We start from the raw sequence: 19636 nt of genomic DNA, 5'->3' as shown, positions 1-19636 counted from the left end.
GAAAACAAAGGCGCATCTTAGAACTTCCTGGCGCGTTGGAGAATGCAAATGACCGATGAAGCGTTCGCTCAGGCTGATCCTGAATGGCTGGCGCTGATCAGCGCGGCCCGTGAATGGCTGTCCGGCCCTGTCGGGCAATTCCTGTTGGAAGAAGAACGGCGCATGCTCGAAGACGAGCTAGGGCGTTTCTTCGGCGGCTACCTGGTGCATTACGGTCCGTCGGCGCAGACGCCGCCGTCGGCGCCGCAGGTCCAGCGCAACGTGCGCCTGGGAGCGCCCTTGCCGGGGGTCGAGATCGTCTGCGAGGAACAGGCGTGGCCGTTGAGCGAGCACGCCGCCGACGTGGTGGTGATGCAGCACGGCCTGGATTTCTGCCTGTCGCCCCACGGCCTGCTGCGTGAAGCCGCCAGCAGCGTGCGGCCCGGCGGGCACCTGGTGATCATCGGCATCAACCCCTGGAGCACTTGGGGCTTGCGGCATGTGTTCGCCCACGACGCCTTGCGCCAGGCCCGTTGCATCTCGGCGTCGAGGGTGGGCGACTGGCTCAACCTGCTGGGTTTCGCGCTGGAGAAACGCCGCTTCGGGTGCTATCGTCCGCCGCTTGCGTCACCCAAGTGGCAGGCTCGCCTGGCTGGCTGGGAGCGCAGGGCCGGTGACTGGCAACTGTCCGGTGGCGGCTTCTATCTACTGGTGGCGCGCAAGATCGCGGTCGGGCTGCGCCCGGTGCGCCAGGTGCGTCGCGAGCCGATGGGCAAGCTGATTCCCTTGCCGATGGCCAAGGTCAATCGCCGCCACATCGAGCCCTGACCCTTTTCTGATACCGTCGGGCCGGCTTCCGGCCTGGGGCGCTGCCGGTCCCGGCCGGCAGGCCTTTGCATTTTTCTGGATAGATTGGCATGAGCGATAGCGTAGAACTCTTCACTGACGGCGCCTGCAAGGGCAATCCCGGCCCGGGCGGCTGGGGCGCGTTGCTGGTGTTCAAGGGCGTGGAAAAAGAGCTCTGGGGCGGCGAAGCCAACACCACCAACAATCGCATGGAGCTGATGGGCGCCATTCGTGGCCTGGAGGAACTCAAGCGGCCCTGCGACGTATTGTTGGTGACCGACTCGCAATACGTGATGAAAGGCATCAACGAGTGGATGGCGAACTGGAAGAAGCGCGGCTGGAAGACCGCTGCGAAGGAGCCGGTCAAGAACGCCGACCTGTGGAAACTGCTGGACGAACAGGTCAACCGCCACAACGTCACCTGGAAGTGGGTGCGCGGCCACATCGGCCACCACGGTAACGAACGGGCCGACCAGTTGGCCAATCGCGGGGTGGACGAGGTGCGTGGCTACAAGCAGGCCTGATGCAACCCTGCCCACAAAAGCTGCGGCCAGCAACTCCCTCGGAGCGTGTTAACATCCGCGCTTTTGCAAGACTGCCCGTTGAGAGCTGAACACTGATGGCCAACAGATCTGTTGTACTGGATACCGAAACCACCGGCATGCCGGTGACCGATGGTCACCGGATTATCGAAATCGGTTGTGTCGAGTTGATCGGCCGGCGCCTGACCGGTCGTCATTTTCACGTCTATCTGCAACCGGACCGGGAAAGTGACGAGGGGGCCATCGGCGTCCACGGCATCACCAACGAATTCCTGGTGGGCAAGCCGCGTTTCGCCGAAGTGGCCGACGAGTTCTTCGAGTTCATCCAGGGCGCACAGCTGATCATCCACAACGCAGCGTTCGACGTTGGCTTCATCAACAACGAATTCGCCTTGATGGGCCAGCACGACCGGGCCGACATCAGCCAGCACTGCACCATCCTCGACACCCTGGTCATGGCCCGAGAACGGCACCCGGGGCAGCGCAACAGCCTCGATGCCTTGTGCAAGCGCTATGGCGTCGACAACTCCGGGCGTGAACTGCACGGCGCATTGCTCGACTCCGAGATCCTGGCCGACGTCTACCTGACCATGACCGGCGGCCAGACCAGCCTGTCCCTGGCCGGCAACGCCTCGGACGGCAACGGTACCGGCGAAGGCTCGGGCAACAAGGCTTCGGAAATCCGCCGCTTGCCCGCCGATCGCACGCCAAGCCGGATCATCCGCGCCAGCGAAAGCGACCTGGCCGAACATGCCGCGCGTCTGGAAGCCATCGCCAAATCCGCTGGCGCTCCGGCACTGTGGACGCAACTGGTGGAATCACAAGCCTCGGCAAACTGATCGTTCGACCCATGGGCGCGAGCTCGTTCGCGACAGCAGTGCCCGGGCATCGCACCGGTGCCCGGGGTGTCACCCTCGGCGAGCCGGTTCGCTGCCACAGGATCGGGCATCATTCATTCGCCACAATCGCAACGACCTTCTAACCTGAGGTGACGAGCAGGCCATGGATACCCGCTTGATGTATGAAGATTCCAAAGGCAAGGGCAATGGATGGCAATGGGCCGTTGATTGTCTCAAGGAATGAGGGCTTCCCCAGTATGCAACCGGTGATGAATCCGAAACACCCCGGCTTGTCAGTGCGGGTCGTCGATGACGGCTTCGCGACCTATATCTGGGGCAGCGATTTCAGCTTCGAAGTCAGTGCCTACGGGGCGGCGCAGATCGGCTGTCCCGTGAGCCAGTGGCCTGTGACCCCCATCGTTCCCTACCGCAAGTGCTATGGCATCGACCCCGAAGAGTTCAGCGGCTTCCACGATGCCCCAGACAGCGAAATCTTCATGGCGTACCTGGACGACCAGCCGGTGGGGCACCTGGTGATCAGCACCAACTGGAACGGCTTTGCCCATATCGACGAACTGGCGGTGCATGCCCCGGCCCGTCGCCATGGCGTGGCCAAGGCCTTGCTCGATGTCGCCCAGTTCTGGAGCCGCAAGAAAAAACTGCCAGGCATCATGCTGGAAACCCAGAACAACAACCTCGGCGCCTGCCGGCTCTATGAGCGTTGCGGCTATGTGCTGGGCGGCATCGACCAACTGCGTTATCGCGGCATCGACCGGCATACCGCCGAAGTGGCGTTGTTCTGGTACCGGTTGTTCGATGATCCGGTGGGCATGTCGGTCAATGGCTCAGCAACGCCTCGGCTTGTTCCCTGACCAGCTCCAGCAGTGACAGGAGGGTGGGCGAGGGGGCCGTGCCGTTCAGGTGCAGCGCGTAGAGGCAGATGGGCACCGCCGGCGACACAGGGCACACATCCAGCCCGCTGCCCTTGGCACCTGAGGCCGTAAACGGGTCGACGATGGCAAGGCCTTCGCCGGCCTCGACCATGGCGCGCATCATCTGGTGGGTCTGCACGCGGATCTGGACCAGCGGCGCCGGACGCAGCCCTCCCAGTTTATTCTCGAATGCCGGGCTCAGCGGGTCGTGCCCATCCAGTCCCACCAGCGGCTGGCCCGCCAGATCCTGGAGCGAAACGTACTTTTGCCGGGGTTGCAGCCAGCCGTGGGGGGCCAGTAATTGCAGTTTGCCCTGGGCGATCATCTGGCAATGGATATCGGGGTGCTCGGGATCGTGCAGGCTCAGGCCCAGATCGCTGTCGCGCAGCAGCAGGCTACGGACGATCTCGCGGGTGGGCTGGCTGAGCAGGGTGCAGGGGGCGTCCGGGTAACGGCGACGCAGGGCTGCCAGGCTTCGGGGCAATAGCTGTTGGGCCAGTGGCGGCGTGCAGATGATCCGCAGCGCGGGGGCCTGGTGATGCTTGAGGCTACTGGCCAGGCGCTGCACCGGGTCGAGAGCGTCATACACGCCCGTGATGCCTTCGCGCAGCGCCAATGCTTCCCGGGTGGCTTGCAGGCGACCGCGCACGCTGGCGAACAGCATGAAACCCAACTGGGCCTCGGCGTCGCGCAGGATCGCTTCGACGTCAGCCGCCGGCAGCTGCAGCCATTCGGCCGCCGTGCCGAGGTGGCCGGTCTGCAACAGCGCCTGGATCACTTCGATGTGGCGTAAACGCATGCAGCAAGTCCATGTTGGGCGGGAAAGCCATTGAGTGGCTGAATCCTAACCCAAGTCCAGGTACGACTTCTGCTCAACTTACGAGGCGATGGAGGTTTCGGGTTCGCGTGTCAGTTCGATCCCTGACTGCACCAGTACAAACCGGTCATTGTCCACTTTGTTGACCCGGTCCCCGATGGCCAACTTGTAAGTAGTGACAGGCTCCTTGCCATTACCTTCCGGCGACGGGGTCGACTCCTGGAATTCATACACCGAATAGACGCGACCTTCGGCGTCCCGCGCATGAAAATGTCCGACTTGTACTGCTGCCATTGCTTAGAACCTCTGGAAATAGATGACTCGATTTGCGGTTCTGTAGACCTTGCCCACGCGCGGTAAGTTTTCCTACAAGGAAAAAATAGTCCAGGCCGCCGGTTTTCGTCGCTCCACTGGTCCAATTGTCAGCCCGATCATCTATAACTACAGGCTCCCTTGATCCGAAATCGAGAAGCTCCCTTATGAGTAATGTGTATAGCGTGGCCGTTCTGGTAGGAAGCCTGCGCAAGGCGTCGATCAACCGCAAAGTGGCGTTGGCCCTGGCGGATCTGGCGCCGGCCAACCTGAAATTGCAGATCGTCGAGATCGGCGAGCTGGCGCTCTATAACGAAGACCTGGACGTAACGCCGCCCGAGGCTTACCGCACTTTCCGCCAGCAGGTGGGCGCGGCCGACGCCTTGCTGTTCGTCACCCCGGAATACAACCGCTCGGTGCCGGCACCGCTGAAGAACGCCATCGACGTCGGCTCCCGCCCCTACGGCCAGAGCTGCCTGAGCGGCAAGCCGGGTGCGGTCATCAGCGCATCGCCGGGGGCCATCGGAGGCTTTGGCGCCAACCACCACCTGCGCCAGTCACTGGTGTTCCTCGACGTGCCGTGCATGCAGCAGCCGGAAGCCTACCTGAGCGGCGCCGGCACGGCGTTCGACGAGGCGGGCAACCTGTCGGAGTCTGTAAGGCCGTTCCTGCAGAAGTTCATCGATGCCTATGGCAAGTGGGTGGAGCAGCATAAAAAGCGCTGATCCCGCCCTACGCATCCCTTTGCTCTGGGAGCGGGGTAGCACTCCCTGTTCAGTGAGCTACCCCGCTCGACACCCCTGATCGCTTCCCGAACTGTCAACTTTGACAGTAGCCAGCCCTCATGCATCGGCGCTCTCATATCTACACGCCCTGACGCGTCACTTATGAGGACCCCGATCATGCCCCCTTCATCGACACCCGCCGACCAGACCGTCCTTCTGGAGAAACCCGACCTGCCGCGCGCCACTCGCCCTGTGGTGGGGGGCGATTTCGGGGTGCCCAAGCATATCTATGACCAGGAGCCCGCGGGCTGCAAGGTTGTGGTGTTGCCTTATACAAATCAGACAGGCGGGGAGAACGTCTCGATCAACCTCAATGGCGAGACGAACATCGACAACCGGGACACGCTGGGCACCGACGACACGGTGGAGTTGTACATTCGCCATGGAAAACTATTGGCCAACGCAGTCAATCGACTGACCTACACCATAAGGCGTCTCAGCGGTGTCGTTGAAACCTCCGATCCTCCTGCAGAGATCCTCTACAACGAGTTCCGGCCAGGCCTTTTCGATCGCACGCCTGGCGATGGCGCGCATTCCGAGCTGGAGTTGATCCTGCCGGATGAAATCAAGAACGGGGTAGGGCCGGGGTTCACCCGGGCGACGGTGTGCGTGAGTTATCCCTATTGCCGGGCACATGACCGTATCTGGCTCAACTGCAACGGCAAGCCCAAATACCATACGGTGCCTGATACCGAGGCCCCATCGCCGCCGGACCCCGGCTCGCCGACACCCACCACGATCTGCTTCGATGTCACCAGCGCCGACCTGGGCGATGACCATGCCCAGTTCATGTTCTCCTTCACGGTCACCGACCAGTTGGGCAATTCGCCGGATCTCAACTCGCCCTGGTCCGCTGTGCAGACGGTTGACGTAGACCAGGCCGGTCTTCGACTGCCGGTACCGATCCCGCGGGAAATCGCCAGCGACACGGCTGACGACCCCGGGATCATCGATCTCGAAAAACTGGGTACGAACCCGCTGCTGTTGATCGTTTTGACCAGCGACCCTCGTTTTCTGCCGGGAGATACGATCGAGGCGACCTACGTTGCGAAAGTGGTGGGCCAGCCGGAGGTCACCCACAGCGAGACGGGAACGGTCGAGACCGATGGTTTTGGGCAGAAACAGGCCTGTGTGCTGGAGATTCCCAACGACAAGGTTATTTCGGGCAGCACGGTGCAGGCGTCTTACAAACTGTTCAGGGGCACGACGCTGGTCGGTACCTCAAAAACGGCCCATGCGACCGTGATCGGAGCGGCGCAGAACCTGTTGCCTCCTTCGGTGAAAGAGGCCAATGGCCCCATCCTGAACCCGGTCCAGGCCAAGGACGCGCTCCACATCGTTGTGCCGGCCAACGCCGCGCTGCTGCCCGACGACAAACTGAAAGTCACTTGGACCGGCGCAGCGGGCACGCCGGCAGGTGGTTCACACACCTCGGGGGAATGGCCGATCAGGGATGGTTGGGAAGTACCGATTCCCAACAGCGTGGTGGCGTTCAACCTGGGCAAGTCGGTGACGGTGACTTACACGGTGATCCAGAACGGCGTGGAGTCGCCTCCGTCGGATCCGTTTGTGCTGAATGTGCAGGCGCTCAGCCAAGACGATCTGCTGGTCGCCAGACCAAGGATCCTGCAAGCCGCCAACAATGGCGAAGGGGCGGAACTGGATGTAGCAACCTTGACAGGCAACGCCACCGTGCGTATCGACGCCTGGCCCCTTATTGCCCAAGGGCAGTACGTGTGGTTACGCCTGAAGGGCAAAAACAACGATGGCACGGATTATGAGCGCGTGCTTTGGAGCAGCGCCCTGGGCAGCCGAGTTTCGGCAAGCTGGGTCTCAAGTGGCTTCGCGACCAACACCGTGCCACTCACTGAACTGCGAGGGCTGCGTAACGGCAGTGCGCTCACGGTGGAGTTCAAGGTCACTTTGAATCAGAGCATTGAGGAAAGCCAAGCCGATACTTTTCCGTTGCGTACTTATACCGTCAAGGCCATGGAATGGCTTACACCGACCCTCACCGATATCCGTGACTCTAAAGGTTCTGTCGTCGGCGGTAGTACCGTGGAGACCAGCGTCACCGTCACGGGTACCGGACACAGTGGTGAACGGATCCAGTTGATGGACGGTACGGTAAATATCGGCAATCCCGTTCCCATTTCTGCTGGTGGGACAACGTGGAGTACCCCACTCACGGGCCTGACCGTCAAGGCTTACAGTCTGAAGGCCAGAGGCTTATATGGCAGCGAACCTGAGTCAGCTGCGTCGACCTTTACCGTCATTACCCTGAGCGAGGCGCATAAGCCTTACATCCAACAAGCCGAGAACAATGGAACTGGTGCAACCCTCGACCTTGCGGCATTCGGCGGCGATGCCACCGTCAAGGCAAATCCATGGCCGGGTATCGCGGTCGGGCAGAAAGTCTGGCTGCGCTGTCTGGGCAAAAAAGCCAATGGCGAGGATCACCACATCCCTCTGTATGCGGCATCGGCAGTTACCACTTTAGAAGTAAGGGACGGACTCTCGAAAAGCCTCGCGCGCGCTCAGCTGGAATTATTGGGGAACAATACCGAGTTAACCGTGGAGCTCAAGGTGACATTCAATGGCTCCAGCGTGGAGGAGGGCGCGACTGTTTTTCCTGTACGTATCTATAACGTAATAGTCAGAGCGCCGGTCAGCATTGACGTCGGGATCAGCCCAACCCGGCACGCGCTAAGTCCTGATGGCGCCTATCTCTATGTATGTGTTTTTGACGCAAGAAAAATCGTTGTGGTGAACACCGTGACGCATGCAGTAATAAGAACAGTCGACTCCCCAGAACCAACGCGTGGTCCGGCCGATATCAGCATTTCCCCGGACGGTAGATGTGCCTACGTCCTTCTATCCACATACCTTATAGGGGGGCCGCACTCCATTCGCGTCCTTGACCTGACGACCCATTCATTCACTGGCGCAGGGACTATCCCATACAACACGACCAACGCTATAGCGCTGACAAAAAATGGCGCGCAACTTTATGCCATGAGCTACGGCTTCATATCTGTATATAATCTGATGGATTTTTCAATAATTGGAGAAATTCTTCTTAACGGTCGGCCCGACGATAATTTTATAACATTTAGTCCAAGTGGCGCTCGCGGCTACTCTATCGTTGCCCTGGGTCACGGGCCAAGTACGGTCGAAGTTATCGATACAGCGACCCACTCCAAATCAGGCAGCATTAATATTCCAAATGAATATGCCACTTCCCTCACTATTAGCCCTGACGGTAGCCGGGCATATATAGGACATCAACCCCGCACGGGTGGTAGCGAGGGTTGGTCTGTATCTGTTCTGGACATGGCGACAGAACGCATTATTACCACAATAAGTATGCCTTTGACCGCAGTTCCGGACACTACGCTCAAGATTGTAGCCAGTGTGGATGGCACGCGTGTCTATTTGTATGGGGACAAATATCGCCAAATAGGAGTCATCAGCACAGCCACGTTAACGCCAATGCCGAGCATCCCAATACCTGACGACCTCACAGGAAAGGGGGTGTATCACATCACCCATAGCTCAACAGGCCCTTATCTCTATGCGTCCATGGCAGCTGGAGATCAGGTGTACATCGTCCCAATAAACTCTTAGCTTGCGTTTGAGTCGTTCGCTCTGGATTCCTGTCGCCTATAATATTGGCGAGAAAAGGGGACGCATTTATTATCCATTTGGCGAGCGGTATCGAAGTGGATAGCGGCGAGCCCCTGATAGAAGTCTGAGAATTGCCAGTTGGAAGGAATCCCGAGGATGTGCCTACTGTAAACTCTGACAGTGGGCACATCCCCCGTTCAGGCATTGAATAAACCCAGACCTCATCCGACTGGGACCCGCCATGGACACTGCCGACAACCCCCCTGGATTACGAGGCGCTGGTCATTCCCGATGGCGGCCCGGCGCATCTGCCGGCTCCGGTGGGCAGCGTCTGCATCAACATTGCCGCCGCCAAGCTCGTCTTTTCCCCATCGGAAAAAGGGGACACATTTATTTAGGGCAAAAATACACCCTCTGAAAGCTAGGAAACTCGCTTTCACAGGCCCGAGCTTACCGAAATTGTGCCCCACGTCATCCTTCATCCTCCGGCTACGCCGCCTTGCGCCATTGCCTACAACTGCGCCAGAATCTGCCGGCTTGTGCGCCTGAGGGGCGGGTTCTATCGTTTGCGGGTTGCTGACGAATCAGCGACCGGGTTTGGTAGCCCGTCTTCCACATGGCGTATAGCATTACCTCGTGCATGCCTTTTGGCTTCTCTGATGGTGGCCATGCGCAGGGCGTCTTCGGGCGCGCCTGTAGTGGTCTAATGAAACCGACCCACCCCCAGGCCAACTCTTCACCGTGGTAAACGGCATCGACACCGAATGCCTGCTCGCCAACCTCAGCGAAACCCTGGCTTCGGCCGATGCCATGATCAGCGACCTGGCCTTCGAACTGGAAGGTTCGCGTCGGCATGTGGCGTTGGGCATCCAGCAGTTGATCGAGCTGGGTGGGTTGCTGGCGAACCGGGCGTTGGATAACGGCGACCTGCGTTAATCGGTCCATCTTATCCGTGGCGAGGAAACCCGCCCCCTCGCCACGAAGGTCATCCCTCCACCTGTCAATCCTGACAGTAGACGCTCCCACCCCGGCGCGTCTTAATGATCGCTCCTTCCCTTCGCCTCTACTGTTTTATTGGCAGCCCCTCAAAGATCGAGGTGTTTCCCATGGAAAAGCGATTCCCCCGGCGTTATTCGCCCAGCAGCACGCCTTCGGCCGACACACTCGACCCGCCCTGGTTTCCAGGCTGGACGCTTTTGGTGCAGGACTACGATGCCGGTATTCCGGCCAGGCTGGTGGAAGGGGGGCTGCTCTGTATCGTCGAACCCTGGACCAACATGGAGGTCGGTGACGACTTCAAACTCTACTGGAGCGATGGCTCCGCCCCTGTCTGGAGCACCGTCGTCGACCAGAACCAGAAAAACCAACGACTGGCTTTCCGGATCGATGAAGGGCATATCGTCGAGGGCGACGCTTTTCCGGTGTTCTACAGTGTGCTGCGGTCAAGCTCGACGCAACCGGTCGTGTCGCAGCCGCAGTGGAAGTTGCTGGTCAAGCTCGACCCACCCGGTGGCTTCGATCCGGACCAAGGCACCCCAGGCCATTCGGGCCTGAAGTATTCGATTCCCCAGGACATTCTCGACAACGGGGTTGGCCCCGACGAGGCCGCAGTCGGTGTGCCGATCACCATCAAGCCTTACAAGAACATGCGTCGCAGAGACGAGATCAACGTGGCCTGGGGCACCGAGAATGTCTATCACACGGTGGCCGAGGATGAGGAAAACCAAGAGATCACTATCACCATCCCCCTGGAGGTCATCGAGCGAGCCGAGGACAGCGATGCCCTGGCCGTGGCCTATCAGGTGGTGGATGAGTGCGGCAATTACCCGGGGGGGTATTGGCGCTGGTCCGCGGTGACCCATGTGCTGGTTGATGTGAACAACAACCGCCTCGATCCGCCGCTGGTGCTGGTCGATGGCTTTCCGGTGGAGGAGATCGACCTCGCCGAACTGGCCGGCAATCCGGTCACCGTGCGTGTCACCGCCAACCGCTACGAACACGCCGTGGGTGATCTTTTGCGCCTGACCTGGCGTGGCACGGCTGCTGATAGCTCCCCGGTGATCGTCGGCCCGCTGGAGCACACGGTTCAAACCATTCCCTACTACTACGACTTCACCATCCCCCATGATGATGTCGCGGCGATCGCCAGGGGGCGGGCCTCGGTAAGTTACGTAAGGATCCGCAGTGGCGAGAAGGATCTCCCATCGAAAAGCACCTCCGTGACCGTGATCGGCGATGCCCGTCAATACCTGGCCCCGGAGATCGTGGAAGCGGTGGGCGGAACGCTGGATCCGGACCTCAGCTTCTACACCCTGTCCGTTCCTTACTACCCAGGCCGAACCGCCGGCGACGAGATCATTATCATCTGTGACGGTCGCACCTCCACCACGCTGCCGACCTACCATGAAGTGACCGCCATCGTCGGTGGAGAGCCGGTCGGTGCGCCGGTGCTGGCGAACCTCGCCAAAGAGCAGGTCAAGCGGCTCGATGGCGGCTCGCTCACCGTGTACTACAGCGTGAACGGCCAACCCGAATCGGAGCATCTGGTGTTGAGCGTAGGGGTCGCCGCGCCGTCGCTGCCTATCCCGACGGTGGTGGAAGCGCCCAACGACGTGTTGAACCCGGACGACGTCAATCCGCTGATTGGCGTGAACGTTCACGCGACCCATACCGCGACGATTCCCGAAGATGTCGTCGTGCTGCGCTGGCGCGGTTCGTCGAGCAATGCCCCGGACCAGTCCAGAACCTTGACTGGCAACACAGCGGGCAAGCTGGTGCCGTTTACCGTGCCGTTCCGGTACGTGACCGAAAACCTCAATGGCACGGTAGACGTGAGCTACTCCATCACCCGTGGCACGAGCTTGCTGGGCAATTCCATTGTCAGGCACCTGACGGTGGGTTCGGTCCTGGACCTGAAGGCACCTTCGGTGGAAGAAGCCAACGGCGCCATCCTGAACCCGGTCAATGCCAAGGACAAGCTGACCGTCGTGGTGCCAGCCAATGCCGCGCTGCTGCCCGAGGACAAACTGAAAGTCACCTGGACCGGCGCACCGGGCACGCCGGCCGGGGGGTCGTACACCTCGGAGGAATGGCCGGTCAGGGATGGCTGGGACGTTCCGATGACCAACAGCGTGGTGGCGTTCAACCTGGGCAAGTCGGTGACGGTGACCTACACGGTGATCCAGAACGGCGTGGAGTCGCCGCCGTCGGATGCGTTTGTGCTGAATGTGCAGGCGATGCCTGTGGCGAGCCTGACGATACCGTTGATTCCGGAGGCGGCGCAGGGAGGGCTGGGGACTGAATTGGATTTGAGTAAGTTTACCGGGAATGCACGCGTCACTGTCGCGCCATGGCCGTTGATTGCGGCAGGTCAGCGGGTCTGGATGAGTTGCGAGGGGATTGCCAAGGATGGTTCGCATTACACGATTGCGTTGTATACCGACTCAGAGGTCAGCTCGGGCCAAGTGACTGCTGGGCTTTCCACATCGCTATCACGGAGTGAGTTGGAGAAGCTGCGCGATGGTTCTGAGCTCAAGGTAGTGCTTGAGGTCACTTTCGATCGCACTTCGAACCAAGCTAATGCGGTTAGTTTTCCGCTGCGAACCTACCGCCTGCTTATCAGCCCTCCTCTTACTGTGGATCCCTCACTGATGATATTGGATGGTTTATCAGTGCGAGCCAACGTCAACTGGACCCGAAAGCCGAATCCATCCGACTCGCCAGGAAATACTCAACAACGAACGGCCTCCAACGGCGTTCCCCCTTATCTCTACCGGTCAATGAATACGAGAGTTGCATCGGTCACCCAACAAGGCATTGTGACGGGCGAGGGGAATGGAGAAACTGTGATTGAGGTCACCGATCAGGACGGGGCGACGGTACGGTTCAGCGTGCGCGTTTCAAATGTGGTGGAGTTACTGCTGAATGATTCGCTCATGTCAGCCATTAGCGCCGATGTGTGGCGCGAATCACAAAGAGGCATCGAATTTACCTCAGCTCATCTCACCGACCTGAGAAGGCGATATACCGATGAGGACACATGGCTTCCCTTTGTAGAGGACAGTATCTTGAGCAGAACCCGGTGGACGTGTACTCCCAGACCCTTACCACCCGTAGCCTGGGCAAGTTTCCTCGTCGATCTAGGTACCCCGATACAAATAAAGAGCAGAACAGATTCCGTGCCTACTCTTTGGCGGGCGGCTTGGTGTGTGCGCCCTTTAAGTGTATAGACGTAATGCTGCTCAGGTTCCCAAAAAGTCATTGAGGTAAAGAGGACGATGTAAAAGGGGCGCAAATATTTATCAGCAAGACATTGTTGATTACCCGGACCCTGTATAACAGCGGCCTGCGCCCCCTTCGTCACGAGTGCGGTGATCTATCTTCCTGTACAGGCCCGAGCTTACCGAACCTGCGCCCCACGCCATCCTTCAGCCTTCGACTCCACCGCCTTGCGCCATTGCCTACAACTGCGCCAGAATTCGCCGGCTTGTGCGCCTGTGGGCCGGGCTTTATCGTTTCCAGGTCGCTGAGACTCAGCGATCGGGTTTGGTAGCCCGGTTAGACTTTGGCGCATAGCCCCCTCTGATATAGGCTTTTTCCGCCTGTATTGTTATGGCGGTCATGCGCAGGGCGCCTTCGGGCGCGCCGGTTCTCCAAGTCACCGGTCTACCAACCCGCGTATGGCCGCCACCCTCGTTTGGTAGCGAGAGTGATGGCTTCAATATTTCGATTTGGAGCTTCACCATGTTCAAACCAACCCCCAATCCGCCAGACACCGATCCCGACCCAACCGCCTTCGACAAAGCCGCCAAACGCGCCCTCGATTTCTACCTCAAGCCCGACCCTGAAACCGACCCACCCCCAGGCCAACTCTTCACCGTGGTGAACGGCATCGACACCGAATGCCTGCTCGCCAACCTCAGCGAAACCCTGGCCTCGGCCGATGCCATGATCAGCGACCTGGCCTTCGAACTGGAAGGTTCGCGCCGGCATGTGGCGTTGGGCATCCAGCAGTTGATCGAGCTGGGTGGGTTGCTGGCGAATCGGGCCCTGGACAACGGCGATCCGCGCTGACCGGCCTTCGCCACAAGTGCGGTTCGATCCTTTAGTGTGCATTCCCTTGCTGGGGTGAGTTGTGTTTCTGTGGCGAGGGGATTCATCCCCGCTGGGCTGTGAAGCAGCCCCGAACCCGGCACCACGGTGTCTGCATCGTGGTGCCGGGCTTTACCAGATATTCGTCTTTCCATATATTCCCCCTTCGCTCATCCAGATTTCTTCTTGCCATGCCCGATTCCCATAATCCCGTCGATGTCTTCAAGGCATTGGCCGACGACACCCGCACTCGCATCGCGCTGTTGGTGGCCCGTGAAGGCGAGTTGTGTGTCTGTGAACTCACCGCCGCCCTGGACCAGAGCCAGCCGAAGATCTCTCGACACCTGGCGCAGTTGCGTCACGCCGGCCTGCTCAGCGACCGGCGGCAAGGGCAGTGGGTCTATTACCGGCTGCACCCGCAATTGCCATCCTGGGTGGGTACGCTGCTGGAACAGGCATTGGCGGCCAACGCCCAGTGGCTGGCGGCGGATGTGCAACGCTTGACCGCGATGGTCGACCGTCCCGTGCGCTGCTGCTGATCATTCCTCCATTTTTTTCTCAAGGCGATTGTGCATGCTCGTTGCGTCGTTGATTTTCCTGCTGACCATTACGCTGGTGATCTGGCAACCCAAGGGCCTGGGCGTCGGTTGGAGTGCCACCCTCGGTGCCGTTCTGGCCCTGTTGAGCGGGGTGGTGCAGGTCGGTGACATTGCCCTGGTGTGGCAGATCATCTGGAATGCCACCGGCACATTCGTCGCGCTGATCATCATCAGTCTGTTGCTGGACGAAGCGGGTTTCTTCGCTTGGGCGGCGCTGCACGTGGCCCGGTGGGGGCGGGGCAGTGGGCGCAAGCTGTTTGCCTTCATGGTGCTGCTGGGGGCACTGGTGTCGGCGTTGTTCGCCAATGACGGCGCGGCGCTGATCCTCACGCCGATCGTGATTTCCATGCTGCTGGCCTTGCGCTTTTCCCCGGCGGCGACCCTGGCCTTCGTGATGGGCGCGGGTTTCATTGCCGACACGGCGAGCCTGCCGCTGGTGGTGTCGAACCTGGTGAACATCGTGTCGGCGGACTTCTTCGGCATTGGCTTCAATCGCTACGCGTCGGTGATGGTGCCGGTGAACCTGGTGGCCGTGGCGGCCAGTCTGGCGATCCTGCTGTGGTTCTTCCGTCGCGATATTCCTCGCGACTACGATCCGCAGCAACTGGCGGATCCGGCCAGCGCCATCCACGACACGGCCACCTTCTACGCCGGCTGGGTGGTGCTGGCGATCCTGTTGCTGGGCTGCTTCGCCCTGGAGCCGCTGGGCATTCCCATCAGCGCGATCTCGGCCGTCTGCGCCGCGTTGCTGCTGGCCGTGGCGGCCCGGGGTCACAAGATTTCCACCCGCAAGGCCATGAAAGAAGCGCCCTGGCAGATCGTGATCTTTTCCCTGGGCATGTACCTGGTGGTCTATGGGCTGCGCAATGCCGGCCTGACCGATTACCTGGCTCGCTGGCTCGACGTTTTCGCCGGCTATGGGGTGTGGGGTGCGGCCATGGGCACCGGGTTGCTGACGGCCTTGCTCTCGTCGGTGATGAACAACCTGCCGACGGTACTGGTCGGCGCCTTGTCCATCGACGCCAGCCAGGCCAGCGGGGTGGTGAAGGAGGCGATGGTCTATGCCAACGTCATCGGCAGCGACCTGGGGCCGAAAATCACGCCGATCGGCAGCCTGGCCACTTTGCTCTGGTTGCATGTGCTGGCGCGCAAGGACATCCGCATCGGCTGGGGCTATTACTTCAAGGTCGGGATCGTGCTGACCGTGCCGGTGTTGCTGGTGACGTTGGCGGCGCTGGCGGTGCGGTTGTCCATTTAGACCGAGCTGGCTTTATCGCGAGCAAGCTCGCTCCCACACTGACCGCCGCGCCTGCCATTTCAAGGGAGAACAGAGACACCATGTGGGAGCGAGCTTGCTCGCGATGAGGTCCTGACAGGCAGCACAAGGCTCAGCCATTGCCCGGCACATCCGGCCAGCGATCCGCCACCAGGAACAGCCGTTCGGCTTCTTCCCACTCACCCTTGGCATTTTCCGTCAGGCGCACCATCAGTTGCGCCGGCGCCATGGGGTCCAGGGCCAGTCGCCAAGCTTCAAGCTGCCCGGTGGTCCAGGTCTGGTCCGCCGGGTAATGGGCCGGGGCCAGCCAGGCGGCCCGGGGCAGGGGTTGCCAGCGGCCCGGTGGGCGCTGGGCGACGAACGCCGGCCAGTCGCGCTGATGCAACCAACTGCCGCGCAAATGCCTGGGGTGCGCTCCGGCGGGCGGTTCGGCGTGGCCGGGCCAGGGATAAAGCAGGTAGCCCCCCAGCCAGAGTTCGGAGCGGAACGACTCGATGCCCGCGGCGTCGATGCCCAGTGTCGCCAGGGCTTCGCGGCTTTCCGGGCGCGCCGAGATGGGTAACTGGTGTTCGCGCAGGTGGGCCAGTTTGCGGTCGAGCCGGTCATGGCTGCCCGGGCCCAGCCACCGAGCGGTGTCTTGCCCGTTGCCGTCCTGGGGGCCGAGGTAGAGCTTGATCGCCAGTTCCAGGTGATGGATGCCTTCGCCGTCGCGCAGCAGCAGGTCCAGCTCGCCCAGGGTATGGCCCTGGTGGCGGATCGGCAGGTTCGCGGCGACCAGCTCGATGCCCGGCGCGTGTTGCACGGCAAACTGCCACAGCCTTTCGTAGTACAGGCCCAGGCGCCGGGTCCGGCCCTGGGACAGGCAATGCAGCAGGGGATAGCTGTCGCGGTCCAGTTGCTGCAACCAGTGTTCCAGCCGGTGGGGCTGCTGCACCCAGTCGCTGCCCGACAGGGGATGGCGCTGGGGCCAGGGGGTGTCGATGAGCATCGGCGGGGCGAGTATCGCCCACGCCAGGTCCCGCACTTCGGGATGGCGCAAGCGGCGGGGCAGGTCCAGCAGTTCGGGAAACAGGATCATTTTGCGAGCATAGCCGCTATATGGCCAAGACTGTTCGTTTCGGGAAAACCCAGGGCCCATGGCGAGGGCAAGCCTCGAATGAACGGCCTTGCGCGATGGTGAAGGCTTAAAGAATTTTGTCTATGGGCCGCTTTCGCCCATAATCGGGTTTTTCGCCCGTCGCAGACCCTCGCAGGAGCCCCATGGAGCAATTTCGCAATATCGGCATCATCGGTCGCCTGGGCAGTTCGCAGGTGCTGGACACCGTCCGCCGCCTCAAGCGTTTCCTCCTGGAGCGGCACCTGCATGTGATTCTCGAAGATACCATCGCCGAAGTCCTGCCGGGCCATGGCCTGCAGACGTCGTCGCGCAAGATGCTGGGCGAAGTCTGCGACATGGTGATCGTGGTGGGCGGCGACGGCAGCCTGCTGGGGGCCGCGCGGGCCCTGGCGCGGCACAATATCCCGGTGCTGGGGATCAACCGGGGCAGCCTGGGGTTTCTCACCGACATCCGCCCGGACGAGCTGGAAACCAAGGTCGCCGAAGTACTGGACGGCCACTACCTGGTGGAAAACCGCTTCCTGCTGCAGGCCGAGGTGCGCCGTCACGCCGAGGCCATCGGCCAGGGCGACGCCCTCAACGACGTGGTGCTGCACCCGGGCAAATCCACGCGCATGATCGAGTTCGAACTGTACATCGACGGCCAGTTCGTCTGCAGCCAGAAGGCCGACGGCCTGATCGTCGCCACGCCCACGGGCTCCACGGCCTACGCGCTGTCCGCCGGTGGCCCGATCATGCATCCCAAGCTCGACGCTATTGTGATTGTGCCCATGTACCCCCATACCTTGTCTGGGCGACCCATCGTGGTCGATGGCAACAGTGAACTGAAAATCGTCGTGTCCAAGGATATGCAGATCTACCCACAAGTGTCCTGTGACGGTCAGAACCACTTCACCTGCGCGCCGGGTGACACCATCACCGTCAGCAAGAAAGCGCAGAAGCTGCGCCTGATCCATCCGCTGGATCACAATTACTACGAAGTCTGCCGGACCAAGCTCGGCTGGGGCAGCCGGCTGGGAGGAAGGGGCGACTGATGCTCGATCCTGCGCGAAGTTACGACCTGATCGGTGACGTGCACGGATGCGCCCTGACCCTGGAACACCTGCTTGACCGGCTCGGTTACCACAAGCAGGGCGGGGTCTGGCGGCATCCGTCGCGCATGGCCGTGTTCCTGGGCGACATCATCGACCGTGGCCCGCGGATCCGCGAGGCGCTGCACATCGTCCACGACATGGTGGAGGCCGGCCAGGCGCTGTGCATCATGGGCAACCACGAGTTCAATGCCCTGGGCTGGAGCACTCCGGCATTGCCCGGCAGTGGCCAGCGCTATGTTCGCGAACACACGCCGCGCCATGCCCGGCTGCTCAACGAGACCCTGACCCAGTTCGAACATCACCCCGGCGACTGGCACGATTTCCTGGCCTGGTTCTATGAGCTGCCGTTGTTTGTCGATGCCGGTCGTTTCCGGGTGGTGCATGCCTGTTGGGACGCCAGCCTGATCGAGCCGCTGCGGGGCCTGTTCCCGGACGGTTGCATCGACGAGCATTTCCTCCAGGCCTCGGCGCAGTCCGGCAGTTTCGCCTGCACGGTGTTCGACCGCCTGTTGCGGGGCACCGACATGCGCCTGCCCCATGGCATGACCCTGACCGGTGGCGATGGCCTGACCCGTTCGTTCTTTCGTACCAAGTTCTGGGAGGACGACCCGCAGACCTACGGCGATATCGTCTTCCAGCCCGACGCCTTGCCCGAACCGGTGGCGCGCAGGCCCCTGTCTCCCGATGAAAAGAACAACCTGCTGCGTTACGGCATCGATCAACCGCTGCTGTTCGTCGGCCATTACTGGCGCAGCGGCAAACCCGCGCCGATCCGCCCGAACCTGGCGTGCCTGGACTACAGCGCCGTGCTCTACGGCAAGCTGGCCGCCTATCGCCTGGACCAGGAAACCCGACTGGACCCGCACAAATTCGTCTGGGTCGATGTGGAACGACCGGAGGTGGTGAAGTGACCGCTGTCGCTGTGTTGCGTTTACCCCTGGCCCAGGACCTGAGCGGTTTCGTCAAGTTGCTGCAACGCATGCAGGTGCCTCACCGCGTCAGCGAAGAGGCGGGCGAGCAGGTGCTCTGGGTGCCGGACGAAATCAGCGAAGACGTGCGCTCCCTGTACGAACGCTTTCCGGCGGGCGACCCCGAGCACCAGCTGGCGCTGCCTGCCAGCGGCACCACCCCACGGCGGACGGGTTTCGTCGAGCAATTGACCCGCAGTCCGATCACGGCCCTGGTGTTGCTGCTGAGCCTGATCGTCGCGGCGGTGACCCTGCTGGGGGAAAATCTCGAGACGCTGCGCTGGCTGACCTTCCTGGAGTTTCGCGTCGTCGGCGACTACATCCATTTCACCCCCCTGGCCGACAGCCTGGCGGCGGGGCAGTGGTGGCGCCTGGTGACGCCGATGCTGATCCACTTCGGTTTCCTGCACATTGCCATGAATGGCATGTGGTACTGGGAACTGGGCCGCCGGATCGAAGCGCGCCAGGGCGGCATCAACCTGCTGGGGCTGACGCTGCTGTTCAGCCTCGTATCCAATTTCGCCCAGTATTTGTTCAGCGGGCCGACCCTGTTCGGTGGGTTGTCCGGGGTGCTGTACGGCTTGCTGGGGCATTGCTGGATCTATCAACTGCTGGCGCCAAACCCCACCTATCACTTGCCCCGTGGGGTGCTGGTGATGATGCTGGTGTGGCTGCTGCTGTGCCTGTCCGGGCTGGTTTCGCTGATCGGCTTCGGCGACATCGCCAACGCGGCCCACGTCGGCGGGCTGCTCGTCGGTTGCTTCACAGGGCTGTTGGGTGGGCTGTTCGCTCGCCGTAAAATGGCCCCCTGA

Annotated in this window: 16 protein-coding genes and 1 pseudogene; 14 read left to right on the top strand and 3 right to left on the bottom strand. The window is 61.3% G+C overall.

Annotated features, from left to right (window positions below):
- Window positions 1–48: 48 nt before the first annotated feature.
- The 4 genes from BT179_RS00325 to BT179_RS00310 all read left to right on the top strand — a co-directional run bounded on the left by BT179_RS00325 (window position 49) and on the right by BT179_RS00310 (window position 3078).
- Complete coding sequence (locus tag BT179_RS00325) at window positions 49–807, top strand: class I SAM-dependent methyltransferase (protein ID WP_072394780.1); 759 nt, start codon at window positions 49–51, stop codon at window positions 805–807.
- 89 nt (window positions 808–896) lie between these two features.
- Window positions 897–1349 carry a ribonuclease HI gene (gene rnhA / locus BT179_RS00320; RefSeq protein WP_047700958.1) on the top strand — a complete coding sequence of 151 codons (453 nt, stop codon included), beginning with the start codon at window positions 897–899 and terminating at the stop codon, window positions 1347–1349.
- Window positions 1350–1444: 95 nt separating this feature from the next.
- Window positions 1445–2206 carry a DNA polymerase III subunit epsilon gene (gene dnaQ, locus BT179_RS00315; protein WP_072430525.1) on the top strand — a complete coding sequence of 254 codons (762 nt, stop codon included), beginning with the start codon at window positions 1445–1447 and terminating at the stop codon, window positions 2204–2206.
- 257 nt (window positions 2207–2463) lie between these two features.
- Window positions 2464–3078 (top strand): GNAT family N-acetyltransferase, encoded by a 615-nt coding sequence (locus BT179_RS00310; RefSeq protein WP_072394784.1) that lies wholly within the window; start codon window positions 2464–2466, stop codon window positions 3076–3078.
- On the opposite strand, the gene BT179_RS00305 is transcribed toward BT179_RS00310, so the two are convergent.
- Both BT179_RS00305 and BT179_RS00300 read right to left on the bottom strand, forming a co-directional pair.
- Window positions 3044–3937 carry a LysR family transcriptional regulator gene (locus BT179_RS00305; RefSeq protein WP_072394786.1) on the bottom strand — a complete coding sequence of 298 codons (894 nt, stop codon included), beginning with the start codon at window positions 3935–3937 and terminating at the stop codon, window positions 3044–3046. The genes BT179_RS00310 and BT179_RS00305 overlap by 35 nt on opposite strands.
- 78 nt (window positions 3938–4015) lie before the next feature.
- Window positions 4016–4249: a hypothetical protein gene (locus BT179_RS00300; protein WP_072394788.1), complete on the bottom strand. Its 234-nt coding sequence runs from the start codon at window positions 4247–4249 to the stop codon at window positions 4016–4018.
- A 185-nt stretch (window positions 4250–4434) separates the two neighbouring features.
- On the opposite strand from BT179_RS00300, the gene BT179_RS00295 reads away from it, so the two are divergent.
- The 7 genes and pseudogenes from BT179_RS00295 (at window position 4435) to BT179_RS00265 (ending at window position 15627) form a co-directional block, all read left to right on the top strand.
- The gene (locus tag BT179_RS00295; RefSeq protein WP_072394790.1) at window positions 4435–4992 is read left to right on the top strand and encodes an NADPH-dependent FMN reductase; all 558 of its coding nucleotides are present in this window, start codon (window positions 4435–4437) and stop codon (window positions 4990–4992) included.
- Window positions 4993–5169: 177 nt separating this feature from the next.
- Window positions 5170–8679 carry a YncE family protein gene (locus BT179_RS00290; RefSeq protein WP_072449218.1) on the top strand — a complete coding sequence of 1170 codons (3510 nt, stop codon included), beginning with the start codon at window positions 5170–5172 and terminating at the stop codon, window positions 8677–8679.
- A gap of 720 nt (window positions 8680–9399) precedes the next feature.
- Window positions 9400–9615, top strand: a pseudogene (locus BT179_RS00285) (DUF6124 family protein); the annotation flags it as partial.
- Between the two features lie 170 nt (window positions 9616–9785).
- A complete protein-coding gene (locus tag BT179_RS00280) occupies window positions 9786–12908 on the top strand; it encodes an Ig-like domain-containing protein (protein ID WP_072430527.1) in 3123 nt (1040 codons plus the stop codon).
- Window positions 12909–13422: 514 nt separating this feature from the next.
- Complete coding sequence (locus tag BT179_RS00275; RefSeq protein WP_072430528.1) at window positions 13423–13752, top strand: DUF6124 family protein; 330 nt, start codon at window positions 13423–13425, stop codon at window positions 13750–13752.
- A 209-nt stretch (window positions 13753–13961) separates the two neighbouring features.
- Entirely contained in the window at window positions 13962–14309 is a 348-nt protein-coding gene (locus tag BT179_RS00270) for a metalloregulator ArsR/SmtB family transcription factor (RefSeq protein WP_072430529.1), read from the top strand.
- Window positions 14310–14343: 34 nt separating this feature from the next.
- Complete coding sequence (locus BT179_RS00265; RefSeq protein ID WP_072430530.1) at window positions 14344–15627, top strand: arsenic transporter; 1284 nt, start codon at window positions 14344–14346, stop codon at window positions 15625–15627.
- Between the two features lie 130 nt (window positions 15628–15757).
- Here the strand turns inward: BT179_RS00265 and BT179_RS00260 are convergent, their stop codons facing one another.
- Window positions 15758–16723 (bottom strand): DUF1853 family protein, encoded by a 966-nt coding sequence (locus BT179_RS00260; RefSeq protein ID WP_072398901.1) that lies wholly within the window; start codon window positions 16721–16723, stop codon window positions 15758–15760.
- A gap of 182 nt (window positions 16724–16905) precedes the next feature.
- On the opposite strand from BT179_RS00260, the gene BT179_RS00255 reads away from it, so the two are divergent.
- Genes BT179_RS00255 through BT179_RS00245 form a run of 3 tightly spaced genes read left to right on the top strand, consistent with a single transcriptional unit; the run spans window position 16906 to window position 19636 of the window.
- On the top strand, window positions 16906–17796 hold the full coding sequence (locus BT179_RS00255; RefSeq protein WP_024776985.1) for an NAD(+) kinase: 891 nt from the start codon (window positions 16906–16908) through the stop codon (window positions 17794–17796).
- A complete protein-coding gene (locus tag BT179_RS00250; RefSeq protein WP_176776491.1) occupies window positions 17793–18767 on the top strand; it encodes a metallophosphoesterase in 975 nt (324 codons plus the stop codon). The genes BT179_RS00255 and BT179_RS00250 overlap by 4 nt, the downstream gene beginning before the upstream one ends.
- A complete protein-coding gene (locus BT179_RS00245; protein WP_072430531.1) occupies window positions 18764–19636 on the top strand; it encodes a rhomboid family intramembrane serine protease in 873 nt (290 codons plus the stop codon). The genes BT179_RS00250 and BT179_RS00245 overlap by 4 nt, the downstream gene beginning before the upstream one ends.

This window comes from Pseudomonas sp. NFACC43, from assembly GCF_900119645.1.
GTDB lineage: Bacteria > Pseudomonadota > Gammaproteobacteria > Pseudomonadales > Pseudomonadaceae > Aquipseudomonas.
The sequence above is the reverse complement of the archived record's forward strand: the minus strand, read 5'-3'. Positions and strand labels throughout refer to the sequence as shown.